General features: G+C 36.0%; 15 protein-coding genes. 7 read left to right on the top strand and 8 right to left on the bottom strand.

What is annotated here, in order from left to right; translation table 11 throughout:
• Positions 1 to 524 precede the first annotated feature (524 nt).
• From CG11_RS25415 to CG11_RS25435, 5 genes are all read right to left on the bottom strand, one after another.
• A complete protein-coding gene (locus CG11_RS25415) occupies positions 525 to 1499 on the bottom strand; it encodes a sterol desaturase family protein (RefSeq protein WP_081909651.1) in 975 nt (324 codons plus the stop codon).
• 308 nt (positions 1500 to 1807) lie between these two features.
• Complete coding sequence (locus tag CG11_RS25420) at positions 1808 to 3088, bottom strand: leucine-rich repeat domain-containing protein (protein ID WP_052599781.1); 1281 nt, start codon at positions 3086 to 3088, stop codon at positions 1808 to 1810.
• A gap of 85 nt (positions 3089 to 3173) precedes the next feature.
• Positions 3174 to 4454, bottom strand: coding sequence for a leucine-rich repeat domain-containing protein (locus CG11_RS25425; protein ID WP_052599782.1), 1281 nt, complete (start codon positions 4452 to 4454; stop codon positions 3174 to 3176).
• Between the two features lie 3 nt (positions 4455 to 4457).
• Positions 4458 to 5231, bottom strand: a complete 774-nt coding sequence (locus CG11_RS25430; protein WP_052599783.1) for a C2 family cysteine protease — start codon at positions 5229 to 5231, stop codon at positions 4458 to 4460.
• A 168-nt stretch (positions 5232 to 5399) separates the two neighbouring features.
• Positions 5400 to 6143 carry a ribonuclease H-like domain-containing protein gene (locus CG11_RS25435; protein ID WP_052599784.1) on the bottom strand — a complete coding sequence of 248 codons (744 nt, stop codon included), beginning with the start codon at positions 6141 to 6143 and terminating at the stop codon, positions 5400 to 5402.
• A 233-nt stretch (positions 6144 to 6376) separates the two neighbouring features.
• On the opposite strand from CG11_RS25435, the gene CG11_RS25440 reads away from it, so the two are divergent.
• The 5 genes from CG11_RS25440 to CG11_RS25460 all read left to right on the top strand — a co-directional run bounded on the left by CG11_RS25440 (position 6377) and on the right by CG11_RS25460 (position 12836).
• Positions 6377 to 7192: an ADP-ribosylglycohydrolase family protein gene (locus tag CG11_RS25440; protein WP_052599785.1), complete on the top strand. Its 816-nt coding sequence runs from the start codon at positions 6377 to 6379 to the stop codon at positions 7190 to 7192.
• A 555-nt stretch (positions 7193 to 7747) separates the two neighbouring features.
• Positions 7748 to 9253 (top strand): GH3 auxin-responsive promoter family protein, encoded by a 1506-nt coding sequence (locus CG11_RS25445; protein WP_052599786.1) that lies wholly within the window; start codon positions 7748 to 7750, stop codon positions 9251 to 9253.
• 133 nt (positions 9254 to 9386) lie between these two features.
• Entirely contained in the window at positions 9387 to 9986 is a 600-nt protein-coding gene (locus CG11_RS25450; protein WP_052599787.1) for a riboflavin synthase, read from the top strand.
• A gap of 255 nt (positions 9987 to 10241) precedes the next feature.
• On the top strand, positions 10242 to 11276 hold the full coding sequence (locus CG11_RS25455) for a tail fiber domain-containing protein (RefSeq protein ID WP_052599788.1): 1035 nt from the start codon (positions 10242 to 10244) through the stop codon (positions 11274 to 11276).
• A 33-nt stretch (positions 11277 to 11309) separates the two neighbouring features.
• Positions 11310 to 12836, top strand: coding sequence for a zinc-dependent metalloprotease (locus CG11_RS25460; protein ID WP_052599789.1), 1527 nt, complete (start codon positions 11310 to 11312; stop codon positions 12834 to 12836).
• Positions 12837 to 12969: 133 nt separating this feature from the next.
• Here CG11_RS25460 and tyrS read toward each other — a convergent pair whose 3' ends face one another.
• On the bottom strand, positions 12970 to 14475 hold the full coding sequence (tyrS, locus tag CG11_RS25465; protein WP_063833214.1) for a tyrosine--tRNA ligase: 1506 nt from the start codon (positions 14473 to 14475) through the stop codon (positions 12970 to 12972).
• Positions 14476 to 15026: 551 nt separating this feature from the next.
• Between tyrS and CG11_RS25470 the strand changes: the two genes are divergently transcribed.
• Positions 15027 to 18038, top strand: a complete 3012-nt coding sequence (locus CG11_RS25470; protein WP_052599790.1) for a M43 family zinc metalloprotease — start codon at positions 15027 to 15029, stop codon at positions 18036 to 18038.
• 301 nt (positions 18039 to 18339) lie between these two features.
• Here CG11_RS25470 and CG11_RS25475 read toward each other — a convergent pair whose 3' ends face one another.
• The gene (locus tag CG11_RS25475; protein ID WP_052599791.1) at positions 18340 to 19521 is read right to left on the bottom strand and encodes a hypothetical protein; all 1182 of its coding nucleotides are present in this window, start codon (positions 19519 to 19521) and stop codon (positions 18340 to 18342) included.
• 39 nt (positions 19522 to 19560) lie between these two features.
• Positions 19561 to 20796: an McrC family protein gene (locus tag CG11_RS25480; protein ID WP_052599792.1), complete on the bottom strand. Its 1236-nt coding sequence runs from the start codon at positions 20794 to 20796 to the stop codon at positions 19561 to 19563.
• Positions 20797 to 20919: 123 nt separating this feature from the next.
• Between CG11_RS25480 and CG11_RS25485 the strand changes: the two genes are divergently transcribed.
• Positions 20920 to 23265, top strand: a complete 2346-nt coding sequence (locus CG11_RS25485) for a TonB-dependent receptor (RefSeq protein WP_052599793.1) — start codon at positions 20920 to 20922, stop codon at positions 23263 to 23265.
• Positions 23266 to 23284: the final 19 nt, after the last annotated feature.

The following is a 23284-nucleotide window of genomic DNA, read 5'->3' on the forward strand; positions in this document are numbered from 1 at the left end:
TTTCTTTGAACAGCACTAAAAACAATTACATTTTTAACTATACTTTTTTCTGTCCACTTACTTAACATCAATTAAATTTAGAATAAGGAAAGGGTTGAGATGCCTTTAAAATATTGCAAAAATAACAATGTGTAGAATTTTTTTGGGTTAATTTAGTGATATACAGTTTTTAATAACTTGTTTTTTTTGTTATTACTAATTATAGTTTTATCTTGCAAGTACAACAATGTAAATACCCCATAGAAGTCCTTCTTCATTGTGTATATTATTATATAGTAATCAAGCTGCTAAGTATTCTGATAAAACAACTATAAAAATCTATTTAGTAGATTTTTTATACACAATAACCCTACTACCCCAAACAAAGCAACCCCCATTAAATTAGAAGCTAGTTGTCCTCCTTTTGCTTTTCCAAAAAGTAGAAAGGACAGGCATTAATATACCGACCTTCGAGGTCAACACGCGGATTAACTTCGTCCCTGAGTTAACCGTAGCTCTACAGCAAATTTGTTGTAGGGCTTTTTTTATCGAAGTTTTCGAAAAATATTCTTAAAAGGAATAAATAAATTCTGCCACAAACTCCGAAATCGTGTTTGTTCTTCTTTTTCAATCCCAAAAGCAAGCTTTTTGTTGGGTTGGCTGATGAACAAAGAACCAAATAAACCGTCCCAAATAGAAAAAATACTACCAAAGTTTTTATCATAATGTTGTTCTTCTACACTGTGATGAATTTGGTGTTGCGAAGGCGAAATAAAGATTCGTTCCATTGTGCTGCCAAACGATATTGGGATATGAGAATGTCGAAGGTTGGCACCAATTAGATTGAAAAGAAAAATGCCTGCATGTATTTTTAAAATACTTAGTGGCTCAATTCCTGTTCGAAACCAAAAGAAAAACGATCCTGTGATGCTACCAAAAACAAGCAAACTCCTTAAGCGAAACAAGAAAAACTCAATAGGGTGAACTCGATAGAGAGTGATGGGGGTTAAAACCTCTGCAGCATGGTGTACCTTGTGAAACTCCCATAAAAAAGGGATTTTGTGCAGTGCATAATGTAATATAAAGCGACTAAAATCAGAGATAATTAAAAAACTAATTGTGTAGCTAATATTAATGGCTGTACTATTCCACAAAATAGTATCTTGAATGCCTATGCTGGCTTCCCACGCCTGTACAACGATATAAGCGAAGGCAGTATGGGCTAATAAATAGGGCGTTATAAATAAAATTTTAATCAGATGATTAAAAAATAGAAGTTTATAATCAACTATGGCAGAAGGATGTCTCCATATTTTTGGGGAAAATAAATATTTTATATACTGTGCCAAAGATAGAGAACGAGTCTTTGGATTGATGAATTTCAGATAAATCAAACTTAGCAGAAGGGCTGACAAAAGGTAGGGAAAATAAATGCGTTTTTTAGGATCTAAAAAAGAACCTAATCCCGTTGTTATGGCCTCACAAAAAGGAGATAACCATTCTATATAGCCCTCCATCATCTTACTTTTATTTAAAAGGGTTGCCTATAAAAATGCTTGAAAACAAAATAGTAAGAAAGAACTCGTAAATTAGCTTTTTGATACACTAAAACGCTAAACTTGTGCTCTCACGAACGTAATGAATAACAATTTTTGATAGATTATGAATGTCAAAATTACAATATTTTATGAGAAAGTTCAAAGGAATGAAAAACTAGATTAAAGCCCCAATAGAGGTGAAATGCATAATTTAGCTTTAGCTGCCAACAGTCTATTCTGTTGATAGTGATACTGTTTTTAAAGGAGTGGTGAATTGTAAAAAATCATTTTTAGTTAACAAAAATCAATTGACAGTTGGGCATTTGTTCTTGAAAACGTTTTAACTCCTTCTCTGGAAAATTGTGCTGTTTAGAAATATACAACTCCTGTAACTGCTGCCACCCACTTAAATCTTTGGGAAATCTTGAGATTTTGGTATTTTCTATATTCAATTTCTTAAGTGCCGTTAACTGTTGAATTGATTTGGGAAGTTTCCTTATTTTATTTCCCTCCAAATAAAGTTCTTCTAAATGTTTCAATTCTTGAAGTACATCTAAGGAAGGAAATTTTCTATGCCCTCCTCTTCCTAAATCTAAAACACGAAGTGCTTTCAACGCTACTAAGCTATCCATAAAGCACTTGCGGCTACTCTTTTGATTAATCAGATACAACTCTTCTAGTTTTTTCAATTCAAAAACCCAAAGAGGGGGCTTGGGTAAAGCGTATGGGGGAGATACATTTAAATTTAAATAGCGAAGTTTTTTTAAGTTCCCAAGTCCCTCTGGCAAGGAATTATAATCATTAAATTTTAAATTTAAGTGTTCTAATTCAATCAATTTATTAATAGATTTAGGAATTGACTTAAGATCATTGTGTCCTAAATCTAAAAACTTTAATTTGGACAAGTTCCCAATGGACCCAGGAAGACTTTCTAATCTGTTCATGCTTAAATCTAGGTATTCCAAAGATCTGAGCTTTCCAATCGAGTTTGGTAGGGATTTGAAATAATTAAAATAACTTAATTTAAGCTCCTTTAAAGCACTTAAATTCCCTATAGATTCAGGAAGTGAATCCAGACCAATTCTTGTTAAATTTAGCTTTTCCAATGAAGTCAAGTCTCCTATACTTGATGGTAAAACATCTAAATAATTAAAAGCCAAATTCAACTCTTTCAGGTTTTTTAACTTTCCTATCGTTTTAGGTAATTTACAAAGACCATTATCAGACAAATCCAATCTTGTCAACTGACTCAATTCTCCAATACTAGTAGGTAATGTAAATAAGTTATTTTCATCAACGTATAACCATTCTAACTCCTTTAGGTTTTTAATAGAAGAAGGCAATCTTCTTAGTTTGTTGGCAGATAAGAGGAGATGCTTCAAGCTAGTCATTTCTCCAATACATGAAGGTAAAACATCAACTTTAGTATCTACCAAAACTAAAATTTTGGTATTGGTTAATTCACAGATGGAATCAGGAAAACTTAGCCACTCCTCGCCACTTAATCTAACTTTTTGGGCAGTAGAAAGAATTGGAATAAAGAAACAAAATAGATAGAGGATAGTTTTCATGAATTAGCCAATGATAATCTTTTTAAAATACTGTTGAAGTTCTGCTCTTGTTACTATGATTTTCTCACTATTTTCTTAATCATTTTTAGTTAACAAAAATCAATTGACAGTTGGGCATTTGTTCTTGAAAACGTTTTAACTCCTTCTCTGGAAAATTGTGCTGTTTAGAAATATACAACTCCTGTAACTGCTGCCACCCACTTAAATCTTTGGGAAATCTTGAGATTTTGGTATTTTCTATATTCAATTTCTTAAGTGCCGTTAACTGTTGAATTGATTTTGGAAGTTTCCTTATTTTATTTCCCTCCAAATAGAGTTCTTCTAAATGTTTCAATTCTTGAAGCACATCTAAGGAAGGGAATTTTCTATGCCCTCCTCTTCCTAAATCTAAAACACGAAGTGCTTTCAACGCTACTAAGCCATCCATAAAACATTTGCGGCTACTCTTTTGATTAATCAGATACAACTCTTCTAGTTTTTTCAATTCAAAAACCCAAAGGGGGGGCTTGAGCAAGGCATATTGAGGATATGCATTTAAATTTAAATAGCGAAGTTTTTTTAGTCTGCCAAGTCCTTCTGGTAAAGAGTTATTATAATTAAATTTTAAATTTAAGTGTTCTAGTTCACTTAATTCATTAATAGAATAAGGGATCGATTTCAGCTCGTTGTGTGCTAAATTTAAAAACCTCAGTTTGGATAAATTCTTTATTGAATTTGGTAAGGAATTTAAGTCATTGAAACTTAAATCTAAATATTCCAAAGACTTGAGCTTTCCAAAGGAGTTTGGTAGGGACTTGAGCTTATTAAAGAAATTTAATTTGAGTTCCTTTAAAGCACTTAAATTTCCAATAGATTCAGGAAGTACCTCTAGACCATTTCTTGCGAAATTCAACTTTTCCAATGAAGTTAAATTTCCTATACTTGAAGGCAAAACATCCAAATAATTAAAAGCCAAATTCAACTCTTTTAAGTTTTTTAATTGCCAAATCGTTTCAGGTAGTTCACGAAGGCTATTGTCATACAAATCCAATCTTGTCAACTGACTTAATTCTCCAATATCATTAGGTAGTTTTGATAATTTATTTTCATCAACGTATAACCATTCTAACTTCTTTAAGTTTTTAATAGAAGAAGGCAATCTTCTTAGTTTATTGGCAGATAAGAGGAGATGCTTCAAGCTGGTCATTTCTCCAATGCATGAAGGTAAAACATCAACTTTAGTATCTACCAAAACTAAAATTTTGGTATTGGTTAATTCACAGATGGAATCAGGAAAACTTAGCCACTCCTCGCCACTTAATCTAACTTTTTGGGCAGTAGAAAGAATTGGAATAAAGAAACAAAATAGATAGAGGATAGTTTTCATGAATTAGCCAATGATAATCTTTTTAAAATACTGTTGAAGTTCTGCTCTTGTTACTACAATTTTCTCACCACCTTGATAATCTGAGCTGTGTGGGTTTTGCAGTTCAAAAGACTCTTTTCCTAATTGCTCAATATTTTCTATGCCTCCTAAAGAATACTCGTGATTGGCATATAAATAACCTCTTTTTTTAAGATGGATACTTTTTTCGCCCGATTCAGAAACGGCAAGCTCCTCATTGTTTCCAAAATCTTTCCTTGTCACAAAACGAGCCTTTGGTAATTTATTATTCCCATTATTGTATACTTGAAAGAGTGTTGCTAAGGCTGTATTTAATTCCGAAGGCAAATCAAAAGAAGAAATCTTTTTTCCTGTTAATAGTTGAAAAGCGTCTTCTTGTTTAGCCAAATTCAAATCCTCACTCCCTGAATCAAGTTCAGCAAAAGAGCCTTCCAACTGAGCTAAAGCTTTCTCTAGCAACTGTACCCAAATCTCTTCTGTTGCTGTTCCTGCTTTTGCAAAGTATGTTTCATCTTTTATATCTTTGTCATCAACTCCTGTACTTTGTGCTTTCTTTTTTACTACTTTTTTTCGGACAAATGTAGGTTTTACTTTGATAGGTATTCTTTTGTTTCCTGTTTCTGAACGCTCGTCTGGTACATATAATTTTACAATATAATGAAGCTTATCCCCTGTATCAAAAGAACCTGTAATGATAGAATCCTTTCCTCCAAAAAATTGTTCTGGACTAAATTTTGCCAAAGCTTCAACCCCTGACAAGAAATAACAATGGTTATTTGCTTAGTAGTTAATCATTTATAATTTTAGTTTTCAAGGAAATGATTAATATTACATCTTTTTAGGAAACAATTTCGTTCAAAAAGTTTCTTAGTTATCGTTTTTAAGGAGTTTAAAATGAGTGTTGGTGCCACTTTAAACCCCTTACTCTTATAAATTATGCACTTTGTCATCTTCAATCAAGGGCATCCCTTTGTAAGCCATGAGTAGGCGAGCAGTAGCCAAAACATCTTTTTTGCAATATACCTCAATACGATCTAAATCGTTGGTTTCCCAATAGGTTTTGCCAACTTCACTACCATCAATATCATCTTTTGGTGTAGGAATGTTAAAGACACCACACAGCAATTTTAATGCCGTATAGCTCTTAAAGTCTCCAAACTTCCAAACAGTCATGGTATCGAGTAGATGCGTCAACTCCCATGGTTTTTTGCCTGGTAAGTTTAGCATTTCGGGAAATTCTAAGCCTTGTATAACCATTCTTCGGCAGGTATAAGGAACATCGAATTCTTTGATATTATGCCCACAAATAAAATGTTTTCGTGGATTGTTGTAATGCTTGGTTAATAACTCTGAAAATTCCTCTAGTAATTTCTTTTCATCGTGATCGTAGTACGATTTTAGATGAAAGTTCAAAGCGCCTTGTGCATCGGGGCGAAAAACGCCAACAGATATACAAACAATCTTTCCAAACTCTGCATAAATCCCCGCAAATTCTGTGTAAGACTCTGCTGGTTCTAAACGTTCTTCTTCTGGTTTTCGTGCCTGTATTTGTGTTGATTTGATATCCCATAGTTTTTGCATGGTAGGATTTAAATCAGCATAACTTTTGTGTCCAGATACAGTTTCTATGTCCAAAACAAGGACATTGGTTAAATCAATATTGTTGAGCATAAATAGTAGTATGGTTGATTAAATGTTTCTTAGCATTTATACGATGTAGTTATAATAATGTTCTCAAAAAAGTTATCTTATTTGGTTTTGTAATTATTTAGTTTATTTGTTTAAAATAAACTACTCATAAGAAATACTTAAAGAAATACATCAAGTGAAAGTAATTAAAAATAGGGAACTTTTTAAGAAACACTCCTGTTAAAGGACTTTGTTTAATAATAAAATGAAGTAGGATGATTGGTATAATAGCTGGTGATATCATAGGTTCGGTTTACGAATACCCTTTTTACAAAGGAACATGGACAAAAGAAAAGCCTTATAAGAATTTTGAACTTTTTCAGCCTAAGAGTCGCTTTACAGATGATACAACAATGTCATTAGCAATTGCGGATGCTTTATTGAAGGGGCAAAACTATGGAAGGTGTTTGCATGATTATGGAAACCAATATTGGGGAGTAGGATATGGTGGAAATTTTAAAAAATGGTTGCAAACGCCTTTTGAAAAATGTGTTCCTTATGGGAGTTTTGGAAATGGATCGGCTATGAGAGTAGGGGCGATTGGGTGGGCTTTTGATACAGAACAAAAGGTCTTGGAAGAAGCCCAAAAAACGGCCTTACCTACGCACAATCATTCAGAGGGAATAAAAGGAGCACAAGCAGTTGCATTAGCTATATTTTTAGCTAGAAACGGAGCTTCTAAAGAAGTTATTAAGCAGCGAATTCAAGAAAAAATGATGTATAATTTGGAGCAAGATATTGAAACCATACGAACTAGTTATACATTTGATGTCACTTGTCAAGGATCAGTACCTCAATCTATTTGTTGTTTTTTAGCATCTGATAATGTAGAGGATGCTATTCGTCTTGCCATTTCGTTAGGAGGAGATACCGATACGATGGCCGCAATATCGGGAGGAATTGCATTGGCTTATTATCAAGCAATACCAATATATATTTACGATAATACCAAAAAATATTTAGATGAACATTTGTGGCATGTTTTACAGACCTTTGAAGATAAATATAATATAAATTATAACCTTATTTAAAACATTACTCCGTTGAAAAATTGTATTAGTTTGATTATCAGTAAGATGTTCTTTGTTAACCTTTATGCTAAAAGTGGTAATCAAACTAATGCAAGATGCTTTTTTACGTTTTTACTTCGTGAGCCTACGGGTTCGTAGGAAAACTAAAAAACTAAGCGATAGCGATCTCACGACCGCAGGGAGCTAATCAACGGAGTATTATTAAAATAGAATGAAGCCCTTTTGTAGGCTTGTTTGAGCTGAAAACGAAGTTATTACTTAAAAAATACTTTGAATTTTCAAAAAAAAGCATAAAATTTTGTGGTACTCTTTAAAAGTTCTGAAAAATATGTTTATCTTCGTTATATCTTTGTGTTTATTTGTTTGGGTTTTTAGGACTCTTCCTTCTAGTGATAGTTGGAAGAGTTTTTTGTTTTTAGCTAGATGAGATTGATTTTGGGATTAAGAATTGTTGCAAGTAATATCTTATTTGAAACGAAATTAGAATCCATAAAATAGTACAATTTATGACTTTAAGCTTATTTTTGTGCTCATCAAATTCTAAGATTAAGACCAATGTCATTAAAAACAAAGATCGTTTATCCAATAGCCAAGTTTATCTCTAAAAAAGTGGAGCGAGATGCTTCTAATGCACTTCGTTATCAGGCAAAAATACGAGAACAATTAATACAGGTAGGGCGAAGGACATTTTTTGGTAAGGAGCATAATATGGACAAAATTAAGTCTTATCAAGATTTTAAAATGCAAATTCCTTTAGCTGATTATGAGGATTTAAAACCTTATATCTACCGAATTAATGCGGGGCAATCTAATGTTTTGTGGAAGGGCAAACCTCAATATTATGCCAAAACATCTGGAACAACTTCGGGCGCCAAATATATTCCTTTGACTAAAGAAAGCATTCCCAATCATTTTGGAACAGCTAGAAATGCTATTTTTCATTATATGGCAACAACAGGAAGAACCGATTTTATGGATGGTAAAATGATGTTTCTTTCAGGAAGCCCAACTCTAGAAGAGCATTACAATATACCAACAGGACGCCTGTCAGGAATTTCCAATCACTTGATTCCTGCTTGGCTAAAAAAAAGCCAAATGCCAACTTATACAACAAATTGTATAGAGGATTGGGAACAAAAACTAGATAAAATTGTCTTAGAAACAGCAAAGGAAGATATGCGTTTAATTAGCGGCATTCCTCCTTGGGTGCAAATGTATTATGAGCGATTGTTAGAATATACGGGCAAAAAAACAGTATTGGATGTCTTTCCCAATTTTTCTATGTTTGTATATGGTGGGGTAAACTTTGAACCTTATCGTGCTAAACTAGAGGCTTTGGTTGGTGCAAAAATTCCAAGTGTAGAAACATATCCTGCATCAGAAGGTTTTTTGGCGTTTCAAGATCAACAAGAGGATGATGGTTTGTTGTTGAATGTTAATTCTGGGATTTTCTTTGAATTTGTTCCATTGAGCGAAATGGGAAAAGAGGTTCCTAAACGATTATCTTTGGAAGAAGTTGAACTAGGAGTACAGTATGCTGTTGTACTGAATACCAATGCAGGACTGTGGGGATATAAAATAGGAGATACGGTAGAATTTGTATCAACAAATCCTTATCGAATCAAGGTTACAGGACGTGTTAAACATTTTATCTCTGCTTTTGGCGAGCATGTCATTGCCAAAGAGGTAGAAACTGCCATCTTGGAAGCCGCAGCTTTGTATGGTGCAAAAATCATAGAGTTTACGGTTGCGCCTCAAGTGCAACCACCTCATCAAGCTTTGCCTTATCATGAGTGGTTGGTGGCATTTGATGTTGTGCCTGATAATTTAGAGGCTTTTGCTCAAACAGTAGACAAAAAAATGCAGGCACAAAACATTTATTACAAGGATTTAATTGAGGGGAAAGTGTTGCAAACGTTAAAAATTCGACCGCTGCATAGAGATGCTTTTAGGAATTATATGAAATCAATTGGCAAACTTGGAGGACAAAATAAAGTACCTCGGTTGTCTGACAATAGAAACATCGCTTCTCAATTGGAAAAATATATTATAAAACAATGATTACAAAGATACGATTAACCATATTGCTAGTACTTTAGTGTATGTGTTTGGCTTGTTAAAAGGCAAATCACAAATTATTATTAGTTGGTGCAAAATGGTTGGTAATAATCTAAGAAACAATACAATATAAAATATGTTTACAGGAATTATCAAAGAATTAGGAGTTGTTCAAAAAATAGAAAAAGAAGGTAGCAACATTCACATTACAATCGAGGCTGAAATGACCAAAGAGCTAAAAATTGATGAAAGTGTGGCACATAATGGGGTTTGTTTGACAGTTGTTGCTATTGATGGCAATCAATATACGGTTACGGCTATTGAAGAGACGATGTTAAAGACGAATTTGGGCGATTGGATCGTTGGAACAGAAGTTAATTTGGAGCGCGCTATGGTTTTTAATGCTCGTTTGGATGGTCACATTATACAAGGTCATGTCGATAAAACGGGAACGTGTACCCATATCAAAGAAGTAGACGGTAGTTGGTATTTTACATTTGAATACGAAGAAACAGAAGAGCATTTGGTAGTCGATAAGGGGTCGATTTGTGTAAATGGTACCAGTCTTACTGTTGTAGATCCTGCACCCAATAGTTTTTCAGTCGCTATTATTCCCTATACGTTCGAAGAAACGGTGTTTAGGAATATGAAAGTTGGAGATGCTGTTAATTTAGAATTTGATATTTTAGGAAAATACATTGCTAAATATGCAAAGTTATATGCGGGGAAACTATAAGTTTTGACTATTTAGAAAGTAGCATAGTAAGATATAATTAATCAGAGAGTATCTATTAGGGAGAGGGTATTGGCTTGCTTGAGTCAATGCCCTCTTTTTTGTGCTATCCCCTAAATAAGAGTAGGGAAATCCCGCAAAAGTATCGTTGTTGCACGGATTGTATCTGGAGGTAGATTAAATGATATTTGTGTATATATTTTTTAATGCATTGGAAAAAGAAAATTATTATACTCAAACAATTTAAAAATCAAATTTATGAACAATCCAAGATTATTCCCCGTGGCTGTTATGGCTTTTTTTATGTATGTTTTTTTGCCAAGCACTTTTTCTCAAATAGAAGTTCGGTCAGATGGTAGAGTGGCTGTGGGAAATTCTACCGTTTCGTCTGCTCAATTGAATATTTTTCAATCCAATCAAGGAGCTAGCTTGATGTTAGCCAATAGTAGGAATGCGACAGGCTCAAAATATGGGTTGCGAAACCAAGTGTTTAGTGGAGGAAATGGCTTAAAGTACGGAATCCATAACTTTGTTCAACAAAATGCAAGTGCTTCTTCTTCGCAGCATGCCTATGGGGCATATAGTTATGTGTTGGGAAATGGAAGCAGTAAAGCTTATGGACTTTATAATAAAATAAAGCACGATGGCAGTGGTGCTCGTTATGGTGTTTATAATGAAATAACTAATGATGGGACAGGAATGGCATATGGTATTAACAACAGCGTTTCTAGTGAAGGAAGCGGTCGAGGTATTTACAATTATTATAATGGTGGAGCAGGAAGTTCTAATTATGGCATCTATAATTTTATGTACAATAGCAATAATGGAACAGGGAAAGGCATTTATTCTTTTACCGCTTCATCCATAGGAGAGGCAGGATATTTTGCAGGGGATGTCTATGTTTCTGGTGTTGTCACTCAGTCTTCGGATTTGGCAACAAAAGAAAACATTAAAGAGGTAGATGGCGCATTGGCTATGATTGATAAATTAACGCCTAAGTCCTATAGTTATAAAACGATTCCAAGTTTGAATTTGCCTACAGGGGAGCAGTATGGATTTATTGCACAAGATTTAGAACAAGTATTCCCAACATTAGTCAAAAATGTAGAAGTAGTGCATCCCAAAGAACTGAAAGAGGAAGGAGAACAGCTACAGTCAATCAAAAGTGTCAACTACATAGGATTAACTCCAATTTTGGTAAAAGCAGTTCAAGAGCAACAGGAGTTAATTGAGCAACAGCAACAACTAATTAAACAGCTCCACCAACGTTTAGAGCGTCTAGAGCAAAAGTAATTGATTCGTTCACTGACAAAAAATCTAAATGTTATGAAAATATTATTAAGTAGCTTACTATTTTGTTTCTTTATCATTGGAGAACATTATGGGCAAAGCTGTGGAACAAAATATACCACTCCACCAAGAGGATGGCTGCAACAAGTTCAGCAAAAACAACTTTATACACGCTCCTCCAATCAAGCCATAGAAATTTTATTAAAAATACATATTGTACGGCGTTCTGATGGTTCGGGAGGAATCTCAGCAGAAGAAATATTGGCTGGCGTAGAAAATGCAAATACGCATTATCAACAAGCAATGGATTTGACATTCAAAATTTGTCCCGATATCCATTATATTGACAATACAACATTGTATACGAATGAGGTGGATTCAATTGTATTAAATGACTTCTTTTTTCCTAGTAGAGTTTCTTATGCCATTGATGTTTTTTATGCACCGATAACCAATCCAACGACAGATGGTTTTATTGCGTCTTGGGCTTATTTTCCTTGGATGACAGGGGATTGTATTATCATGCATAACGCAATGTCTACTGGGAATACATTAGCGCATGAAATTGGGCATTATTTGGGGTTGCTGCATACACACGAACGAACCTATCTGTTGGCAGATGGAATTCCTAATAACCACGATGCAAATGCAGTGGAATATGTAGATGGTACAGGGTGTACAACAAGAGGAGATGGGATGTGTGATACTCCCGCAGATCATGGTTTAGGAGGGCGTGTGTCTAGCGATGGGCAAGGTAATAATTGTACCTATTCAGGAAATCCTTTTTACGACTTAAATGGAGATTTATTTGTTCCCAATATATTTAATGTCATGTCGTATACTAACGATGATTGTCGAAATGTCTTCTCGGAGGATCAAGCACAGCGAATGCTGACCGTGTTGCAAAATGATAGGGCCGCAATTTATGCCCATAGAAATCAGCCTTGCCCTTGCGAGAATGAACCCAATAGCTGGATTTTTGAGGAAGTAGATTATTTGGGATGCAAAGAAAATATATCTATATGGGCTACTATAACCAATCTATCTACGGTTGCTGCGAATCAAGTTATTAATGCTAAGAACATAGTATCTAGCAATGCGAATGTAAGCTACCAAGCTGGTCAATCCATTCATTTGGAACCAGGATTTAAGATAGAATTAGGAGGTATTTTTAAGACTCAAATGCAAGGTTGTTCCTTTGCTTCTTGTACAAGTTCTAGTGCTACTTATGTGTCGCCAATGCATGGTCATAGTGGAATGCCTACGGTAGAATTGTCCACCGAAATAGATGCAGAACCTTCGACTACCAATAAGCTACAATGTTTTCCTAATCCAGCCAACCATCGTTTGGATGTCCTATTTGATTTAGAAAACTTAGGCGATGTAACGATACAATTGGTAGATGTCAATGGAAGAATAATAGTGCAATTGGAAGAGCAAGACCTTTCAAGCGGGCAGCAATATTATCAATTGAATACACAAGATTTAACCTCAGGAGTGTATATGATGGTTGTTCAAATGCAGGATAGAATAGCAACAAAGAAAGTACTGATACAGCATTAATAGTGCAGTAGTTTGTTAATAGAAAAAGGGAATGTGCCAGTGTACATTCCCTCTATTCTTTGAAAACAGTGCTTGCGTAATAGTAACACTGCTACTTATTGTATAAATAAAGTATTTCTACCTTATCTTTTATTTAAGCCCCAAATTTTGTTTTAGAAAACAATAGTCCTTTTACTGTTAGAACTGTATCGTTGCCATTGTGTTCTAGGTACCCCTTTTCAATCAAATTGGCAACCACCTCTTTTAAGTTAGCATCCAAAACAACGCTAGGAACTTCAGTATCTTCTGCTGCTTGTTCTACTGTTAAATGATGTTCGTAGTATGTCTTTAATACGATTTCATCCTGTTCGCTTGTCGCATAAGGAATTCCTAAGAATTTATTTTTCTTACCATTTTGAACAAACAAAACAGTTCCATGGATCAAATCACTAGCCGTAATCATATCTGAATGACTTTTAGCTTTTACAGCATTAATAGCTAGGGCATTGCCTTTGATGGCACTACGAATTTTTCCTTTAGATGGCAATGTTTCATTACTATTGACCAACAAGTCATCAATCTGAATGCCATTGTTTAGCAAAAATAAGTCAATGTAGAATGTTGGAAGTTCTTCTCTCAAAATATCAAAATCATCAGGAGAAAGGCTTTTCAAAAAATCAGGCTTAATTTTACTATTAAACGTAATTTCTGTTGCTCTTTTTACAGCATCACAAGCTTCTTTGGAATGTACACGAATGGTTAATTCCTCAGCAAGTGTTTGCAACAAAAATCTAGGATTGCTTTCCAAGTGTTCTTCCAATAAAGCCTCAATCTCTGCTCTAGATTTTAAAGAGAAAATTTTAAATACTTTGGCAATATCTTCGTCACTAATTTTGTCAATCCAGTATTGGTAGAACTTATAAGGACTTGTCATGTCAGCTGCCAACCAAAGTGTGCCTCCTGCCGATTTTCCAATCTTCGAACCATCTGAATTGGTTAATAGAGGGCAGGTTAAACCATAGGCTTTTCCACCTGCTTTACCAACAAAGTGCGTACCTGTTGTAATATTCCCCCATTGGTCAGACCCCCCCATTTCTAAGACACAACCATAGTTTTTGTATAGGTATTGGAAGTCGTACCCTTGAATTAGTTGGTACGAAAATTCCGTGAAAGAGAGACCTTGTTCTCTATCATTAATACGATTTTTGACCGAATCTTTGGCCATCATATAATTGACCGTAATGTTTTTTCCAATATCTCTTAAAAAAGTAAAGACATCCATGCCGTCATAAAAATCGGCATTGTTGAGCACAATGGCTGCATTGTCTCCTTCAAAATCCAAGTGGTTGCGAAATTGCTTTTTAAAACGCGCTATGTTTGAATTGATAACATCATAACTAAGTAATTGACGCTCGGCATCTTTTCCCGATGGGTCACCAATTTTTCCGGTAGCACCTCCCATCAAAACAATGGGCTGATGGCCATGCAACTGCAAGTGTTTCAACAACATCATAGTTACTAAGTTTCCAATAGTAAGCGATGGGGCTGTAGGGTCGTACCCTATATAGGCTTTTATAGGACCTTTTTGCAATGCTTCTTCTAATCCTTCAGACTTGTTTTTTAACAGTCCTCTCCAAGTAAGTTCTTCTATAAAGTTCATAATCTAGTTTTTTAGTGTTCGGACTTATTGACGGTTTAAGCTTATTTTAGAATTGTCAAGTAAAATAGAGTCGAACAACTGTTTTTTACGAGGCCACAAAATACACAATCCAATGTATGTATGAAATAAAATGCGATGAAAATAGTAAGGTTGCCTGTAATATCACCAAGAAGATTTAATAGGGACAAGAAATATTGTTTAGAACTACTAGATCTATGGAGTATATATTGTGTTTTCGTATGTTTTTCTCTTAAAAATCTTGCTTACACAACTATTCCTTAACAAAGGAAGTTCCACAAAGCCGAAAAAAAATAAAAAACATGGATAGGAAACTTCCACAAGTTGCGAAAAGGCTATAAAACTAGAAACCTTATTTATGAAAATTTTCTTCTTTAGAAAAGAATAATTCTATGTTTTATAATGGATTAAAATTATTATTATTGTAATTCGCCTCATAGCCAAATATAATTATCCCCCAGCTAGAGAACGCAATGTTTAGCTAAAACTATTGTAAACGTTGAAAAAAATATCTAACTGTTAAAAAAAAGGTTATGCAACAAATCTACTTGAGTTTACTGATTATTTTTATGTTTAGTGCAACAATTAGTGCACAAAAAACACCGCTCCATATCCACGATACTCGATGTGCTACTATGGAGATAGATGCTTACCACAGGCAACACCATCCTGAAGAAGGAACTTTAGAAGAGTTTGAACGTTGGCTTGCACCTTTGGTAGATGCCTATAAAGCGAATGTCAGTGCAGGGTATCGAGCCCCTGTTTTAACTATTCCTGTCGTTTTTCATGTGATTACAGACGGTGCAGGAATTGACAATGTTTCAGCTGCATTGATACAAGCACAATTAGATCAATTAAATCTTGATTTTAGAAATTTGTCAGGAAGTACAGATCCTGCTGCTGCCGATGTAGAAGTGCAATTTTGTCTAGCAACTTTAGATCCTTCTGATAATCTTATGGCAGAACCTGGCATCAATAGAATAACAACCTATGGAGATGGTCCTTTTACAAGTAATTTTGTAGATGGAACAATTAAGCCCGCTACGCAGTGGGATCCTAATGATTATATGAATATATGGAGTGCCAACTTATCTGGGGGCTTGTTGGGTTGGGCACAATTCCCAAGTAACTCTGGTTTGGCAGGCTTAAACGCTAATGGCGGTGCTGCCAATACAGACGGGGTTGTTGTTGGAGCTGGAACAATTGGTTCTGTTGCCAATCCAGGTCCTTCTGCTCCTTATAACTTGGGAAGAACATTAACACATGAAGTTGGGCATTGGGTTGGATTAAGGCATATTTGGGGAGATGGCGGTTGCGGTGTAGACGATTTTTGTGCCGATACTCCTGAATCCGATGCTTCTAATGGAGGATGTCCGAATCACAACTCTTGTGGGACTCGAGATATGGTAGAAAATTATATGGATTATACCAACGATGCTTGCATGGATGTTTTTACAGCAGACCAAAAAGCGCGAGTTCGTGCTGTGATGGCGGCTTCTCCTAGGCGAGTAAGTTTGCCCAATTCAACAAAATGTGGTGTTCCTGTCCCAACAATAGGTTTTGTTAGTGGAGGTGGTACAATTGTTAATGAAGGAACAGGGTGTAATTTTCAAGATGTATTGTTAGATGTCAATATTACAATGGCTCCTTCTGCGGCTGCAACAGTGACATTTACAACCTCTGGAACAGCTGCTAATGGCATTGATTATGATATTAGCCCTGCAACAATGACATTTCCAGCAGGAGCTACTCCAACTCAACAGGTTCGAGTTCGCATTTATGATGATGGAGTCGTAGAAAGTGTAGAAACTTTGTTGCTTGCTTTTAATGTAGCAACAACAGGAGATGCTGTTGCTGCTAGTGGAGATTTAGCAGATCATGATTTAACGATTAATGACGATGATATTCCCCCAACAGGAGGGGGAACCGTAACGTTGTTAAATCAAGATTTTGAAACTGGTTTGGCGCCATTTACTGCACAAGGTAACAATGGATCAGATCGTTTTTTAGTAGCCAATGCCGCTAATGCCAGTAGTCCTTATTGGACGATTGCCAACACCAATAATACACAATTTGCCTATTCTAACGATGACAATTGTAATTGTGATAAGGCAAACGATCGTTTAAGGTCGCCTGTATTTAGTTTGGCAGGTGCTTATACTTCGGCAACTTTAACGTTTGACCACGCTTTTGCTGATTTGCAACGGGAAACAGCAGAAGTGCAAATTTCGACAGGTGGAGGATATACGACCATTGCGACATTAACCAATACAAGTACTGTAAACGGTGGAGTAGGATCAACTCCATGGGTGAATGGAACAACAGTCGATTTGACACCATATATTGGTCAAGCAAACATTCAAATTCGCTTTAGATATGATGATGATGGAGGATGGTTTTATGGCTTAGCTGTGGACAATATAGTGGTTACAGCAGATGCACCAGCGAACATTCAAGTTACTGATAATACGGCTTCTCCTCAAAATATTCCAGTCAGAGGCATGGAAATCGTTCATTATTACGATCGAACAAGTGGCGATATAATGGGAACAATTGAAAACTTATCCAATTGGAACTATCAATGTACTCGTGTAGAGGTCGATCGAGATGCAACCGCAGCAGGAGGAACAACGGCTCCATTTTGGAATGCTAATCCAGCGAATGCCTTAGCGGCTAAAACTTTTTTTGTGGCTCCAACAAACAACACTCCAACAGGTGCTTACACGATTACGTTATACTATACAGAAGCTGAAATTTCTGCTTGGGAAACGGCAACAGGTAAAAATCGTAGTGTTTTAAAAATTGTTAAGGTCTCCAATACGCCTATCTCAGCAGTAAATAGCGGAAATTATACAGCTTATACAATTGAGCAAGAGCCAGCAACAATAGGAAGTTTTGGAACGGATGTAACCTTAACGGCAACCTTCAATACAGGATTTTCTGGATTTGGAATTGGAGATTTGGGACCGCCGCCATCTACTTTGTTGCCTGTAGATTTGCTGAGTTTTGAAGCCAATCGTTTGGATAAACATGTTCAGTTAGACTGGAAAACTCAAAATGAAGTTGGTGTGGATTATTATACCCTAGAAAAATCGTCGGACGGGGTTGTATTTGAATCTATTAACACCCAGCAAGCACAGGGTAATGGGCGTTCGAATAGAAATCAGTACAAGTATTTAGATACAAAACCTCATCTTGGAGTAAATTATTATCGACTTGGACAAGTCGATGTGGATGGAACACAGACGTATTCTAAAGTGGTGGCTATTAATTTTGAAACAAAACCACAGCCTGTTGTTACCTTAGCTCCAAATCCTGTATCTAGCAATTTAACAGTCGATTATGTAACAACAGAAGAAGGCGCAATCCGTATTGAAGTATACGATGTTATTGGGCAACAAATGTCTAATGCTACAGATTTACCAGTCGAAAAAGGGGCAAACAGCATCTTGTTAAACGTTAAGGAGTATCCTAATGGTGTTTACATTTTGCGTGTGCAACAGGGAGGGCAAGCAGTAACCCGCCGTTTTATAAAAAAACAATAAGTGTTATAGTTTAGTAGTTCGTTGATTACCTACGGTGCTACTTCGTGGTAGCTCCCTGCGGTCGTGAGATCGCTATCGCTTAGTTGTTTACTTTTTTAGCTCGCTGCGCTCGTGAGATCGCAAGCTTAGTTACCAAAAAGATAAAAAAGCACATTTATATTAGTTTAGCTTCGCTGCTACTTCGTGGTACTTCGTGAGCGCAGCTAACTATTGATAGCTACTTATCAAAGATAGAAGTTTGTTATGGTTAAGAAATGGGCGTTCTGGTTGATGCAGAATGCCGTTTCTTTTTTTAGAATCATCAATCTTCTTGAAGTAGCTCTTGGCAAGAGACAACGGATTGTCGATCTTCATCTTTCCAGCGTTCAGGATAGTAAAATTCTGCATAGCCTTGGTAGGAGTGAGAGCATTGGCAAAATTCTTTGGCTACAGCTCTATAAACTCGCTCAGAAGCAAAAGGTGGGATGTTCAAATCCTCGACACCCCAGTCGTCTAAAGATAGGATAGATTGAGTGTCTGATTGGTACAGCAATTTTTCGTGTAATTTGGGAGGAACACAGTTTGCCCGACCATTATCATCAAGAATTAAATCACATTCCATTGAGGTGCCAGAGTACATGCCTAGTGCTAGGCAGTGGGGGATGAGTTGAAAGAAATCAAAAAATGGAAGTACTCCAAATAAAATAATAATTCCTAAGTTGGGGCGCATAGGGAGTGATTCTGAGGAGGGAAGGTCGTCGTTTTCTTTTTTCCAAAACAAGGTAAAAAGCAATGCAATCATGGCAACATTCCAAGGATAAACAACGCTGTTCCATTCGTCACTTATAAGCAAAATCAAGATTCCTAGATGTAATCCTGTTCCAAGTAACACTCCGATTTTTTGAGTTTTGGGAATTAATAAAGTTATTCCAAGTAAAATTTCAAACAAGCCAACTCCATAGCCCAAGTTAGGGTACTCTGCTAGCCATTTTGTAGCTTCAAAGACTTTGACAAGCCAAGGATAGACATCTGTGATAAATTGAATGTTTAATTTTTGGGCACCTGTCCAAAAATAAACCATTGCCATTGTAAATTGTAAGCTAAGACGCAATTGTTGAGGTTGTTTTTTCCGCCAATTCCAACCAACAATACTCAACAAAGTAGTATAAATATAGACCCAAGCTTGAAAGCGATTGATATCCTCCAGAATTAACAAGAATAGACTAATGATACCTATCCAAAGTGCTTGTTCTCTCCATTTTGGAGAACAACTAGCCCAACTAAAACACCCCAAAAATAAACCACTGAGCAGGGGCGTCAGTGTTGCACCAAAACTAAAACTAAGAAAAGGGAGTAGCGGAATTGTTGGATAAGAACGATCATAGGGAAACCATAGATTTGTTGACAGGAGCATTTGAGCAAAAAATGCCAGTGTAATAATGCGAATGGTCCAAATACTTATTGGTGTGTGTGTGGTTGTTTCAGAAGGCAAAACAGTGGTCATAAGCAGTCTTAAAAATAATTTATCTATTTAAAGAGTTTCCTAGTCGAGGTCTAAATGTTGGATAATATCTTGAGCAATATAGGTGTTTAAGGTACCTTTTTTATTCAAAACATTAACAAAAATAACCTTACAATAATGCTCAACGGCTTTGCCTTGTACTAAAATGGGTTGTGCATAAGCGGCACTGCGTTGAGACAAATCAAAAACATTGGGGTAAATCAATAAGCTTTTGCTAGCTTTGAAATTGTGATTATAGGCATACATTTGTCGCAGATCTTCGTCAGAAGGAGAGGGGCGTTTTAAAATCTTCCATTTGGTATCCAAAATATAATTATTGCCCTCGTGACTCAACCAAATATCTGGGCGAAGGTTCCGATTTGCCCAAAAACGCTTGGAAGCCTGCGCCTTGACTTGCCAACTGTTGTCTAGTGTTTTCTTTAGTTGTTGTTGGATGTATTGTTCGAATAGTTGATTCATATCAAATAAAATCGCCAAAACAGGGCAATTACCCAATCTTATATCAGGACTGTATTGTAAGGTGATCATTCGAGCTAAATCCAAAGCAGCGTGGTATTTTCTAAATTTGGGAGCAGCGTATAATTGGTTGTATAGAGTTTCTGTGACAACAATTTCTTGTTGTTTGGGAAACGCCTTGATGAGATACTGGATTTTCTTTTTTAAGTTATGGTCAATCCAGAATTGTGCGATAATGTTTAACGCTTTATACAGTACTTGATGGATGGGATGTTGGTAATCATAAGTTTGATGACTGATGTAAATTTGATGTGGTTGTGTGAGGTTTTTTTGCAATTGTTTGGCAAAGTTAACTTGTCCTTTCCAGTGGTGGGCATTTTGGCTCTGTTTGCGATAATTTTTTTGCAAACCTTGTGATAATAATTGTTCTATTTCCTGAACAAAAAGCTCAATATAAAGCCAAAGTAATGGACTTGTTTTTAGCTGCAAAGGGGCTTTGGTCAAAGCATCAACTTTGAGAAATTCGCAAGCATGCAGCAAATCTAACAGCACCTTCTGCCAATTTTGGGGACGGTGGCTATGTTGATCTGTTTTGGGTAAAATTTCAATGGTTAATTCTCCAACTTGCAACACTCCAACATATTGGCGAAAGCGAACACCTTTGTGTAGCAGACTAAAGTATTTTTGATCGTGTTGCTCATTAAAATAAGCCAATGCATCAAACTGCTGTACGGTCAATTGTTGTTGATCAACTCGCAATACTTGGTGTTCAAATACTTGTATGTAGTTACTGGTTTTCATCACAAATGGTGTCTTTATGCGACCAAGATAACAAGTAATTTAATGGTATCAAAGATTTATTTTTAAACGCAACTTTGTTGCATTATTTTTGCAACACTGTTGCAAATGGATTATCTTTGTATTATGAAATTAATAACTACCATATTCCTCCTATTTTTTTGCTTTGGTTTGGTTGCTGCTCAAAATAGTCGCATACATGGACAGGTTACAACAGAGGACAATCAAATACTTGCTAATGTTTTTGTTGAGTTGATGGAGTTGTCATTAACAACATTAACAGATGCCCAAGGCTATTATGAATTTGAGGTAAAAGAAGGTGCATATACATTACAATATAGCTATGTGGGGTTTGAAAGCATTCAAGAAAAAATACTAGTAGAAAAAGGGGCTTCTGTGTTGGTAAATATTGAGTTTGCAGCAACTAATTACAAAGATGTTGCTATTGTGGTCAACGAAGAAGCTGCGTTGAGTATAGACCAAAAGACTAGTCTTGATGGGCAGTTTTTTGAAGAGAATGCACAGGGAACTTTTGCGAAATCATTAGAAAAAGTAACTGGAGTAAATGCTATCAATGTTGGGGTGGGAATCGCCAAACCTGTTATTCGTGGATTGTCATTTAATCGAATTGTTGTCAACAATAATGGTATCAAACAAGAAGGACAACAATGGGGTGCTGACCATGGGCTAGAAATTGATCAATTTGGAGTAGATCGAATTGAGATTATTAAGGGGGCAGCTTCTTTGCGCTATGGTTCAGATGCATTAGGGGGCGCTGTGAATATTTTGCCAAATAAGATTATTCCCAAAAATAGAATTAAAGCCAGTTTATTGGGAATTTATAAAACCAATAACCAGCATGCTGGAATGTCTGCTAGTGTAGCAGGGCGAATATCTGATTTTTTCTTTGATGCTCGTTTTAGTTATCAGGATTTTGGAGATTATAGAGTTCCTGCGGAAGTTTTTGTATATAATGAGTTTGTTTTGCCAATATACAATCAACAGCTCAAAAATACAGCTGGCAAAGAGCGAAATATAAGAGCTAGTTTGGGGCTGATAAAAGATTGGGGCGTAAGCAGGTTGACTTTTAGTCATTATTATTTGAATGCAGGTATTTTTTCAGGAGCCGTAGGAATTCCTAGATCCTATGCTTTGGATATAGATGGCAACGACCGAGATATTGATGTGCCAAGTCAACAAGTGAATCATTTTAGTTTGGTTTGGAACAATGATTTGACTATCAAACAACATCGTTTGCAATTGAATATCGGTTATCAAAATAATTTACGACAAGAATACTCCTTCCCGCATTATCATCAATTGCCCCCAACAGATAATTCTGATGTCGCCTTGCAGTTGAACCTGCAAACGGTTAGTGGTGATTTGATCTTTACTCAAAATGTCAATAAGAAATGGAAACATGTGTATGGAGGAAGCTTTCAATATCAAATCAATCAACGGGCAGGTTTTGAGTTTTTATTGCCCAACTTTCAGACCGTCCGTACTGGGGGATATTGGTTTGGTACATTCAAACCGAACAAACGATGGGTACTTAGTGCGGGACTTCGACTAGATTATGCTTATAATTATAATGACAAGTATGCACAAGCAGTCTACGGCGAACGCCAAACCATACAATACCTACCCAAGGTAGCGATGAATCAGCAACATTTTTTTAACTATGCGGCAGCTTTGGGAATGAATTATGTCTTACGGAAAGATGTTTGGAATTTTCAAGTAAATTTGGGGAAAAGTTATCGAGTGCCTTACCCTTCTGAAACCGCAGCGAATGGGATTCATCACGGTACGTTTCGACATGAAATGGGAACGCCTGACTTAAAGCCAGAACATGGTTACCAATTAGAATTATCTAGTCATATAAAGTGGAAGACAGTCCAAGCAACTATAACGGGATTTGGAAATTATTTTCAGCAGTATATTTATTTGAGTCCGACAGGAAAGTTTTCAACACTGCCAGAAGCAGGGCAATTGTATCAATACGTGCAAACAGATGCGATTTATGCCGGAGGTGAATTAGATTGGTCTTGGCAACCTGTACCTGAGTTAACCCTTAGGCAAGGGTATGAATATGTTTGGAATGTTAATTTACAAACTCAATTAGGATTGCCTTTTACGCCGCCAGCTAGCATTTTGTCAGAAGTGCGATACGAGTGGAAAAAACTGGGATTTTTAGAAAATATTTATGCTCAAATTACGCATCGTTATTCTTTTGCTCAAAATCGGACGGATCGAAACGAGCCTAAAACACCAGCTTATCATCTGTTAGATGCAGGGCTAGGGTTTAAAATTCGCATTCGGAAGCAGGTGATACAAATTGGTGTGCAAGCTCAAAACTTGTTGAACACAGCTTATTTGAACCACCTTAGTCGTTATCGCATTCTAGAAATTCCAGAACAAGGTAGAAATTTTGTTGTGACCTTAAAGGTGCCTTTGGAGTTTGCTTTGAAATAAAATTAAACTAAGTAAGGAG

Origin of the sequence: Aureispira sp. CCB-QB1 (assembly GCF_000724545.1) — a bacterium.
Classification (GTDB): domain Bacteria; phylum Bacteroidota; class Bacteroidia; order Chitinophagales; family Saprospiraceae; genus Aureispira.

Excerpts from the sequence above, each read along its gene's own strand:
- CG11_RS25415 (WP_081909651.1), bottom strand. The coding sequence starts at position 1,499 with ATGATGGAGGGCTATATAGAATGGTTATCTCCTTTTTGTGAGGCCATA.
- CG11_RS25420 (WP_052599781.1), bottom strand. The coding sequence starts at position 3,088 with ATGAAAACTATCCTCTATCTATTTTGTTTCTTTATTCCAATTCTTTCT.
- CG11_RS25425 (WP_052599782.1), bottom strand. The coding sequence starts at position 4,454 with ATGAAAACTATCCTCTATCTATTTTGTTTCTTTATTCCAATTCTTTCT.
- CG11_RS25435 (WP_052599784.1), bottom strand. The coding sequence starts at position 6,143 with ATGCTCAACAATATTGATTTAACCAATGTCCTTGTTTTGGACATAGAA.
- CG11_RS25440 (WP_052599785.1), top strand. The coding sequence starts at position 6,377 with ATGATTGGTATAATAGCTGGTGATATCATAGGTTCGGTTTACGAATAC.
- CG11_RS25445 (WP_052599786.1), top strand. The coding sequence starts at position 7,748 with ATGTCATTAAAAACAAAGATCGTTTATCCAATAGCCAAGTTTATCTCT.
- CG11_RS25450 (WP_052599787.1), top strand. The coding sequence starts at position 9,387 with ATGTTTACAGGAATTATCAAAGAATTAGGAGTTGTTCAAAAAATAGAA.
- CG11_RS25455 (WP_052599788.1), top strand. The coding sequence starts at position 10,242 with ATGAACAATCCAAGATTATTCCCCGTGGCTGTTATGGCTTTTTTTATG.
- CG11_RS25460 (WP_052599789.1), top strand. The coding sequence starts at position 11,310 with ATGAAAATATTATTAAGTAGCTTACTATTTTGTTTCTTTATCATTGGA.
- tyrS (WP_063833214.1), bottom strand. The coding sequence starts at position 14,475 with ATGAACTTTATAGAAGAACTTACTTGGAGAGGACTGTTAAAAAACAAG.
- CG11_RS25470 (WP_052599790.1), top strand. The coding sequence starts at position 15,027 with ATGCAACAAATCTACTTGAGTTTACTGATTATTTTTATGTTTAGTGCA.
- CG11_RS25475 (WP_052599791.1), bottom strand. The coding sequence starts at position 19,521 with ATGACCACTGTTTTGCCTTCTGAAACAACCACACACACACCAATAAGT.
- CG11_RS25480 (WP_052599792.1), bottom strand. The coding sequence starts at position 20,796 with ATGAAAACCAGTAACTACATACAAGTATTTGAACACCAAGTATTGCGA.
- CG11_RS25485 (WP_052599793.1), top strand. The coding sequence starts at position 20,920 with ATGAAATTAATAACTACCATATTCCTCCTATTTTTTTGCTTTGGTTTG.